Annotated in this window: 8 protein-coding genes and 1 pseudogene; 3 read left to right on the top strand and 6 right to left on the bottom strand. The window is 66.5% G+C overall.

Annotated elements, in window-relative coordinates; translation table 11 throughout:
- Positions 1-263: integrase core domain-containing protein (locus tag BLR02_RS27355; RefSeq protein WP_143018355.1), on the top strand; the 263-nt coding region annotated here is incomplete at its 5' end.
- A gap of 1,233 nt (positions 264-1,496) precedes the next feature.
- On the opposite strand, the gene BLR02_RS27350 is transcribed toward BLR02_RS27355, so the two are convergent.
- From BLR02_RS27350 to BLR02_RS27340, 3 genes are read right to left on the bottom strand one after another with little or no spacing between them, the layout of a single operon-like run.
- Positions 1,497-2,255 (bottom strand): IS5 family transposase, encoded by a 759-nt coding sequence (locus BLR02_RS27350; RefSeq protein ID WP_090665395.1) that lies wholly within the window; start codon positions 2,253-2,255, stop codon positions 1,497-1,499.
- Positions 2,256-2,308: 53 nt separating this feature from the next.
- A complete protein-coding gene (map, locus tag BLR02_RS27345) occupies positions 2,309-3,118 on the bottom strand; it encodes a type I methionyl aminopeptidase (RefSeq protein WP_090665394.1) in 810 nt (269 codons plus the stop codon).
- A 35-nt stretch (positions 3,119-3,153) separates the two neighbouring features.
- A complete protein-coding gene (locus BLR02_RS27340; RefSeq protein WP_176849874.1) occupies positions 3,154-3,774 on the bottom strand; it encodes a TetR/AcrR family transcriptional regulator in 621 nt (206 codons plus the stop codon).
- A gap of 406 nt (positions 3,775-4,180) precedes the next feature.
- Between BLR02_RS27340 and BLR02_RS27335 the strand changes: the two genes are divergently transcribed.
- Positions 4,181-4,375 (top strand): hypothetical protein, encoded by a 195-nt coding sequence (locus BLR02_RS27335; protein ID WP_090665392.1) that lies wholly within the window; start codon positions 4,181-4,183, stop codon positions 4,373-4,375.
- A gap of 281 nt (positions 4,376-4,656) precedes the next feature.
- Here BLR02_RS27335 and BLR02_RS27330 read toward each other — a convergent pair whose 3' ends face one another.
- Complete coding sequence (locus BLR02_RS27330) at positions 4,657-6,111, bottom strand: DUF2254 domain-containing protein (RefSeq protein WP_176849872.1); 1,455 nt, start codon at positions 6,109-6,111, stop codon at positions 4,657-4,659.
- A gap of 254 nt (positions 6,112-6,365) precedes the next feature.
- Between BLR02_RS27330 and BLR02_RS31250 the strand changes: the two are divergent.
- Positions 6,366-6,626, top strand: a pseudogene (locus BLR02_RS31250) (transposase); the annotation flags it as partial.
- 275 nt (positions 6,627-6,901) lie between these two features.
- On the opposite strand, the gene BLR02_RS27320 reads toward BLR02_RS31250, so the two are convergent.
- Complete coding sequence (locus BLR02_RS27320; protein ID WP_245704991.1) at positions 6,902-8,188, bottom strand: glycoside hydrolase family 1 protein; 1,287 nt, start codon at positions 8,186-8,188, stop codon at positions 6,902-6,904.
- 156 nt (positions 8,189-8,344) lie between these two features.
- A partial coding sequence (locus BLR02_RS27315) for a transposase (protein WP_218128099.1) occupies positions 8,345-8,669 on the bottom strand: 325 nt, incomplete at its 5' end.

Below are 8,669 nucleotides of genomic sequence, written 5' to 3'. Positions count from 1 at the left end.
CGCGGTTCACCGGCCTGCTGCAGCAGGCCGGGGTGCGCATCTCGATGGACGGCCGCGGCCGCTGGATGGACAACGTGTTCATCGAACGACTGTGGCGTAGCCTGAAGTATGAGTGCGTCTACCTGCATGCCTTCGAGACCGGGTCCGAGCTGCGGGCCGGGCTGTCGAAGTGGATCGGCTACTACAATGCCGGACGCCCCCATAGCGCATTGGCGGGGCAGACCCCCGATGAGGCGCATGCGGTGACGAGATTGGCGGCCTGAAGGAAACCAGGACCGAGCTTATTCAGGCCGCCAAGCTGTCCGACGAATGGGGACCACCTCAGTCAGCCTTGCCGTTGTCGCGTTTGGGCGGGGCGTGTTCGACAGCGTCGACCAGCCCTGGAAAGGGATCCGCGCCGCTCACCTGACCGGTGCCCGGTGGGCTAGGCAGGGGGGACGGCTCGGCAGCCTTGGCGAGATCCGCAGACGAGATGCTTTGGGGCATCTCTGGCTCCGACTGGCCCGCGATGAGAGCGTCTCGCTGCGTCATGGCTTCGTCCTTTGTTCGCCGGCGTAGGAACGAGCGAGGCACGATTCGGTCGCTCGTTGCCCAGTTCCGTTCTATAAGCTTGATCCACCATGCTGGTGGCACAAGGGGCGTTTGTGGGTCATGTGTCACGCTGCGGTGCTCCCAACAGCCCCAGCCGAGCCGTCACAGCCTTAGCAAGAGCAGATCCCCCTGCCGCCACTGCTTGCGAGTAAGCAGTGGCGGCAGGGGGACGTGGCGGTGCTTGAGGCTGTGGTCGCCCGGCTGGGGGTGCCGATGTCGAAACCAGCAAGTATCTAGGTGGGCTAAACGGCGCCGCGGCTGGTGACGGAAGCCATGGAAGGGCCGGCATTATCCGGTCCTTCCACGTTACCGGGGCGTATGCCTGTGCGAGGCATGGGGCGCGTGGCGAGTGGTACGTGCCCGAATAAGGACGCCCCTTAGTTGGTAACTGCGAGGCCGCTTGGGCCGGTTAGCAAGCCAGCTGAGCCAAAGGCCGAAGCTGACAAGAGCCAGGAAGATTAAGGCTGCGCTGAACTCCGTCATGCTCTCCCTCCTCCTCGATCAGCCGAAATGCCGCCGCATAGCCCGGCATGACAGCGGCAAACCGCAACATTTCGCTTCAATCACGACGAACTCGGCCGCTTAACCTGAGTTGGAACGATGGTGTACGAATTCTTAAGAGACCATGACGGCGAGGACAGGCCGATGTCTTGGGTGAAGATCGCAATCTTGCTGATATTTTCCGTTCCGCTATGGATAGCTGTGGTTGCGGGCGGGTTTTGGTTCGGAATTGGTGTGCTCTGACCAGCGTCGTGTCGCGTTGCCCGTGAAGATCTAGCGCCGGCTGTACCGACGACCGACATCCACGACATGAGCCTGCCCTCCGACCAGATGCCGCCCACGAAGCCGAAGATCACGTCCGAGGAGCACCGACGCCGCGCCGCCGATCGGCTAAGAGGCGGTTTTCAGAATGTGCGTGCGAGGCGGCCTGCAACCAGGAATATGCATGCGGTCTGGAGCAGCGACTGTATGACGAAGCCGAGGCGGTCGTAGCGCAGTGCGAGGCGCTTGTTTTCCAGCAGCCAGGCATTGCTGCGCTCGGCCGGCCAGCGCCGCTTGCCCAGCCCAGAGCCACGTGGCCGACCGCGTCTGTGGATCTGGGGTGTGGCGCTGAACTGGTGGCAGAGGTCGCGGTTGCGCTCAGCGTCGTAGCCCTTGTCGGCGAACACCGTACGGATGCGAGCCATAACCGCGAAGACGGCGAGAAACAGCCGCTCGAAGGCCAGCGTGTCGTTGACGTTGGCTGCAGTGGCGACGCAGGCGACCGGCACGCCATCGGCGTCCACCGCAACGTGGTACTTGGTGCCCCGCTTGGCCCGATCTGTCGGGTTCGGGCCGGTGAGGTCACCGCCACGCTTGGCGCGGGCGGAACAGCTGTCCAGGATCAGGTCGGGGTGGCCACGCAGCATGCCAACCAGCAAGGCGTGCACCTTCGGGAGTACGCGCGCCGTGGCCCAGCGTCGGAGGCAGCGGCGCACGGTTGAGCCGCTCGCCTGGTCCTCAGTCGCGGTCAGGCTGCGCCATGGAGTACCCTCGCGCAGGAAGCGCCGCAGCGTCGCCACAACCCGGATGGTGTCGGCTGGCGGGTGGCCGGGTCTGCGACCCGAGTGCTGATCGCAGGCGTCGATGACAGTGGCGACGAGGTGCGAAAGCCTGAAATCCATTGGACCTGTCCCTATCTGGTTCCTCAGGTATGGAAGGTGCCGCCTGGAGGTCTCTACACGGTGGGTGGATAAGGCGGGCTGGTCAGTCCTGCGGGCGAGAGGGTGAAGATCTCGTAGCCCGTCTCGGTCACCCCGACACTGTGCTCGAACTGCGCGGAGAGGCTCCGGTCGCGCGTCACGGCCGTCCATCCGTCACTCAGAACCTTCACGTCCAGCCGTCCCGCATTCACCATCGGCTCGACTGTCAGGAACATCCCGGGCCGCAGTTCCGGTCCTTCGCCCGGGTGGCCGTAGTTCAGGATATTCGGCGCGTCGTGGTAGACGCGCCCTAAGCCATGACCACAGAAGTCGCGGACGACACTGAAGCGCTCTGCTTCTACAAGCCGCTGGATGGCGTGCCCGATGTCCCCGACCGTCGCGCCGGGGCGGATCGCCTCGATGCCTCGCATCATGGCCTTGTAGGTTACATCCATCAGGCGCCCTGCACGGACGCTAATCTTGCCGACCCCGTACATGCGGCTGCTGTCGCCATGCCAGCCGTCGAGGATCACCGCCAAGTCGATGTTGAGGATGTCGCCCTCCGCCAGCCTCCGCTCACCGGGTATGCCGTGGCAGACGACATGGTTGAGCGAGATGCAGGTCGCGTGGGCGTAGCCGCGATAGCCCAGCGAGGCAGGCCTGGCCCCGTGGTCCAGCACAAACTCATAGCAGATGCGATCGAGCTCAGCCGTCGTGATGCCCTCCCGCACATGCGCGGTGATCATATCCAGCGCGGCCGCGACAAGCTGGCCCGCGGCCCGCATCCCGGCGAAATCCTCCGGAGAGTGCAGCTTTATGCTTCGGTGATCGGCAAGGTCGTTCATCGGCGATCCAAAGGAGCTGGGAGAGGGTGGCGCCCTCACGCGGCACCGACGGTCCGCATGCTCCCGTCACGAGTGGCGGCGATGGGCATGCCGACATGGAGTTCGGCGATCATCCGCTCCGCAAAGAGCGGCAATGGGCCACCTTTCACGAGGTGGGGACGGAGAATGGCAATGGGCGCGTCGAAGATCAGGAACTTGGCCCGGGCCAGTTCCTCGTCGCGAACGGTCCCGTCGCCACACCCGGCGACGCAAGCCCGGAAGGCGCCGTCGAACTCGTTCTCCAGCCTCTCGAGTTCCTCGCGCAGCGGCGCCGGAGGCGGAGTGTCCTCAAAAAGCGCGATCGGCTCGTTGAGGAGCAGGAAGCGGGCACGACGCTCGTTCTCCCTGGACCAGGGCAGGATGGCCAGGGCCGCCTCGCGCGGACGGCCCTCGCGCAGCAGAGGCGCCAGCGCCTTGACGAAGGAGCCATAGGCCGCGTTCCAGGCGGCACCAAGAACGGCCGATCGGGACTCGAAACGATGATAGATCGAGCCCGTGGGGGCTCCGACCTGCCGGGCGATCGCCTGCATGGTGGCGGCAGCAGGGCCACCCTCGGCAACCAGAGCCATCGTCGCGTCGATGAAGTCGTCCTCGGAGAAGCGCGCCGTCCTGACCATGTCAATTAGAATACGCATTTTAGAATGCTGTGTCTACCTGCTGTCGAGACTCTTTTGGCCCGGGGTCGTTCGGTTCAGGCCCAGGCTTGCGCTCATAGTGTAGCTTTGAAGGAGACTGCTGCTCGGCGCTGCACAAGCGGAGATCTCAGACCACCTCAATCAGAAATAGTTATGAAAACCGTCTCTAAAGGCGCGCCAGACCCCATCGGCCCTGGTTGAGCTCGGTTTCCTCTCCGATCTTCGGGATGAAGCCAATCTCAGGAATCCCTTGCATCGCGCCAGGCTCGCGGCCGCGCTGCCTGAAGCGGTCGGTGCCTGGCTTGGCCAAGAGGGCAGCGGCAATCTCGGGCTAGCGAGTTAGCGACCGGGTGAGAACGTCTCGACCGAGTGTCCGGACGCGTAGGGCATGACCGGCACGCCATCCATGAAGGTGAGTTCGCCGCGCCCGCTCGATCTCGTTGAGCCGCACCTGCAGGACCAGCTGGCCAACCTGCTGCTGGAGGGCCGCATCCATGACGGCGAGACCGTCCAGGTCACCGCTGGCCTGGATGGGCTGAAGGTGCGGCGGGCGGCCTCGCTGGGTCTCGCCGAGGCGGCGTGAGACGCGGGACGCCATGGTTGCGGCCAGGGAGGAGGCGTAGACGGGCGCCTCCTTGTCTGAAACGCAGACCGCACCTTCGTTGCCGCCCATGGCGCCGTCGTGCCGTGCCTGGCGGCCAGGATGGGCCGGCACCGAGCATGTGAACGGCAGTGCCGAGGCTCTGCGACAAGGGGATTCGAACGCCAGCTGCCCCGCGTTACAGCGCTGTTTCGCACTCATACACCCTCCTTCGAGGGACCGACGCGGTCAGCAGGCTCATGAGGGTGCACAACTGGTCGGCCTCACCGCTTGGCAACCCAACAGCTTGGCTGCAGCCGCTCCGCTGCGTGGTCGGCCGCCGGCTCCGGTCTCGAGCGCGAGCCAGGCGGGTTGCGCTGGTGCCCGGTAGATGGTTGGAGCGCCTCTCCATGATCGGCGAGCGCCTGCTCCGCCCTGGCGAGGCTCCGCTCGATGTCGTGGCGATCGCCCGGCTCCTCCGCGGCGCGCAGCCCGGCCCCGGCCACCATCCGGGCGTGGCGGGTCAGTGCCCCGCGTTGCTCCGCGGTGCGGGCATGCTCGGCGATGCGGGCGATCGCCTCGACCAGGTGGATAACTACCGCCGGGTGGCTCGCCGCGGCTTGGCGGATCTGGTGGAAGGCGGCGTCACTCAGGCCGGCGAAGGTCGTCGTCTCGCGCAGGATGCGCACCCGGCCCGCCCCGTCGCGCAGCATCCGCGAGGGCAGGCGCCGTCCGGCCAGCCGCGTGAGGCACCCACGCAGCCGGTCGATCACCGCGGCGGCGGTGAAGGGGTCGTTGATACCGGGCGAGAGCGCCCGGACCGCGACCTCGACGAGGTGACGGACGGCAAACTCGATGTCCTGTGTCGGCGTGCGTTCCCGCCCCACCACGACGAACTTGCAAATGGCGTCCGCCTCGGCCGCCTCTACCGCCTCGGGCGGGTGGACGTGGATGCGCCGGTCGCCCGCGACGACGAAGTCACCCGCACGGAAGTTGAGCCGCAGCACCGCGTCGTGCCGCTCCGCCCAGGCCAGCAGGCCCTCGTGGTCGATGGCCTGCACGTAGCCCTCTTGGCGTTGCGCAACATGGCCGGCCCCCTCCCACAGCGCCTGCCTATCCGCGCCGTCCTTATTGGCCCGGTGGTGCTCCTGCCCCTCATCCGCGGTCAGGACGGGTAGGCGATCGATGCCGGCGTCTAGCTCGCGGCCGACGCGCTCCACTACGTCATCCGCCACCGCCATGCGCGCCACCTCCTGGATAAAGACAAGCAGAGCCAGGACGCAGGCGAGCGCGAGCGCGGTACCGATGCTGACCGATGCGTGAGGCACGTCGTGGAATGCGGCATCGCCCCGGATCATGCGGAGCACGAGTACGAGGTAGACGATGGTCGTCGCGAAGGTGCCGAGCGCAACTTGGGTTGTGAGGTCAGCCCGGAAGACGCGCACCAAGCGCGGCCCGTACTGGTTGGCGGCGAGCGTCAGCGCCACAACTGTGGCCGAGAAGACCATGGCGGCCATCGCGATCACGCCTGTGAGCAGCGTCGAGAGCAGAGTCTGGGCGTCCTGCGCCCCGCCGGCGTTCATCCACCAGGCCCGCACCTCGTCCTCGGCACCATGGCCGGCATCAACCTCGAGCATGGCCCAGGCAAGGCCTACACCGGCCGCTGCCATCAGCAAAGGCAGCAGCCACAGGCTGGTTCGTACCTGGTCCCAGGCCGCCAGAAGCCGGTTTTTCAGCATACCGCCCTGCATTTCCGTGTGTCCTGTCTGCCCATGGCAAACGTTCCCGGGCCGGGATCGTGCCCGAGGTGCCGGCGTCTGGCAGGAGTAGGACATCCCGCACATGCCTATCCCGCCGCTCGACCGGACCGTTTCTGGCATAATAGCCCGTTGGTGACACCGGCCTGGGTCGACTTCGTCCCTGTAGGTGATGGCGGCGGGTTTCGTATGGCTCCGGAACGGCAGCGGGGTCGTCAGGCGGAGTTGCCGGTGTCGTGGTCGGAGATGCCCCGCTCGCCGGATCACGCCTTCTACGGTCGGCTGCAGGCCGAGCTTGTCACGGCTGGGTTCGACGGTTTCGTCGGAGGGCTCTGCGGATCCTACTACGCTGCGGGAGGGAGCGGCTATCGCTGCCGCCGGGGTGCCTCTTTCGCATGCTGCTGGTCGGCTACTTCGAGGAGATAAACAGTGAACGCGGGCTGGAGTGGTGCTGTGCTGACGGCCTGTCGCTAGGGAAGTTTCTGCGGCTCGGCGATAGGGAGCCGGTGCGACCATCAGCGCCTACTCCTGAGGATCCATTTCGGCATCGCCGTCGCCGCCGCTCTCCTCACGGCTGCTTACTGGATGCTCCGCCGAGGTGTCCGTATGTGCGGACCTCAGCGCCGATCACTTGCACCGGACCAGGCGGGTCCGCCTCGCCCGCAAGCTCGACGAGCTCGGCTTCTACGTCACCCTGCCACAGCGCGAGGCCGCACGACGGTTTCATCCTAGAACAATGCCCGCCGCCCGAGCGCAGCGTGTCAGCTTTCTCCTACTCCTTGCCCCGCCCCGAGAAGAGGGTTTCGCACAGGTGCTGCTGGCGGCGCAGCTCGGCCGCAAGGGGCGCATGCTCCACCCGGCGCCCGGCCCGGACCTCCATCTCGAGCAGCCCGTTCGGGCAGTAGCGGTCATCGTCCCAACCCGGGTGGCTCAGCACGGGGTAGAGGCAGATGCCTTCCACCGGAATGCCGGCACGAATCGCCTCGCGCACCTCCGCACCCACATGGCGCAGCCAGTCCGCGCGCCGTTCGCCCTCGATGCTTGTCTCTGCAACGAAGACGGGGCGCCCGTAGCGCGCGTGAACGCCAGCCAGCAGCCCGCGAAGCGGACGTGCGCGGGGATCGAAGGGCGACAGCGGCTCGCCCTCGCACAGCCAGTGGCCTTTGAGCAATCGCGGGTGCTCGCATGACCATTGGTTGTTCCAGTAGTAATTTACCCCGACGAGGTCGAGCATCGTGGGCGCACCGCCGAGTTCAGGGGCGTGCCGGCCGACCAGCATGTCCCAGGCCTGGAACTGTGCCTCAAGGTGGGCGAGGGCCGGGCCCGCGTCCTTACCGGGAGCTGGTGCAATGTGGATTAGCGGGTCAATGGCCAGGATCCGCGCGCCGGGCGCCACAGCGCGCACGGCACTGGCTGAAGCGATGGCGGCGCGTGCGAGCTGACGCTTCAGCTCGTACCCGCGTCCGCGCGCGAGGGGGTTCATCCGCGCCATGTCGCCACCGGCCCAGGCGAGGTAGGATATCTCGTTAACTGGGCAGATGACCGGTGGGCGGCCGGTCTCATCGAGGTGCAGGCGGGCGAAAGCGGCCGCGTAGCGGGCGAGGCGCTCCACAAAATCGGCCGAGAACACGTCGAGCTCGTCCGGCCAGCCATAATGACACAGATCCCACGCGACCTGTGTGCCTGCAGCCTCTCCCGCGCGCAGCATCGGCAGCAGGGATGACCAGTTGTAATGGCCCGGCGCGCCGGGCTCGACGAGGTGCCAGCGCACGCCGTCACGTACGGCGCGGATCCCGTGCCTGGCGAGCTGCCGGTAGTCCTGCTCGACGAGCACGTCATGGCGGGTGGCCGCGATCAGGTCGAGCCTGCGGCCGTCCGCACGCCGGTGCGTCGAGCACTCGAAGCCGCCCAGGAAGAAGCTCCGGAATAGGCTGGGCCGGAGGACGGGGCTGTCCTGGTGCGGTGCGGTCGCGGCGGGGGCGAGGGCATGCGCCGGGGGCGCTACTGTGGTCGCCGCCAGGGTCAGCAGTCGGCGACGGGTGGTGCAGCTCGCCAGCATCGGTCTCCCAAGCGCGTTGTGCTCGTCTTGGCGCAAAGACTTCAGCCGGGCGTGGGTTGCGCGCAAACCGTCCTTCTAGCTGCGTGCTGAAACTTGGCGATCCTGCTGCGCTGGGAACGGTCCAGGACCTGTTAGCTTCTGAGAGTCCGTCCGGGATCATGTTGTTTTCTGACATAGCCTTCGGAGCATGCGGCGGACGGAAGCCCATCGCAGGAAGGCAAGCGCGCGGCGGTTCAGGCACTCCCAATCCTTGGCCAATCGTCGGCAGCGATTGAGCCAGGCGATAGTGCGCTCGACAATCCAGCGCTTCGGCAGCACGACGAACTTGTGCAACTCGGATCGCTTGACGATCTCGAGGTTGATCTGGCGACAGGTCGTGCGCAGCCCGGCCTGGAAGTTGGCGCCCTGGTATCCGCCATCGGCGTAGAGCTTCAGCAGGAAGGGGTAGAGGCCGAACAGCGAGCCCATCAGCAGCACGCCA

It is taken from the genome of Belnapia rosea (assembly GCF_900101615.1).
In the GTDB taxonomy this organism is placed as follows: domain Bacteria; phylum Pseudomonadota; class Alphaproteobacteria; order Acetobacterales; family Acetobacteraceae; genus Belnapia; species Belnapia rosea.
This window is presented reverse-complemented; position numbering and strand designations above follow the sequence as displayed.

Coding starts and splice junctions, on each gene's coding strand:
- BLR02_RS27320 (WP_245704991.1), bottom strand. CDS start 8,188: ATGCTGGCGAGCTGCACCACCCGTCGCCGACTGCTGACCCTGGCGGCG.
- BLR02_RS27330 (WP_176849872.1), bottom strand. CDS start 6,111: ATGCTGAAAAACCGGCTTCTGGCGGCCTGGGACCAGGTACGAACCAGC.
- BLR02_RS27350 (WP_090665395.1), bottom strand. CDS start 2,255: ATGGATTTCAGGCTTTCGCACCTCGTCGCCACTGTCATCGACGCCTGC.
- BLR02_RS27340 (WP_176849874.1), bottom strand. CDS start 3,774: ATGGTCAGGACGGCGCGCTTCTCCGAGGACGACTTCATCGACGCGACG.
- map (WP_090665394.1), bottom strand. CDS start 3,118: ATGAACGACCTTGCCGATCACCGAAGCATAAAGCTGCACTCTCCGGAG.
- BLR02_RS27335 (WP_090665392.1), top strand. CDS start 4,181: ATGACCGGCACGCCATCCATGAAGGTGAGTTCGCCGCGCCCGCTCGAT.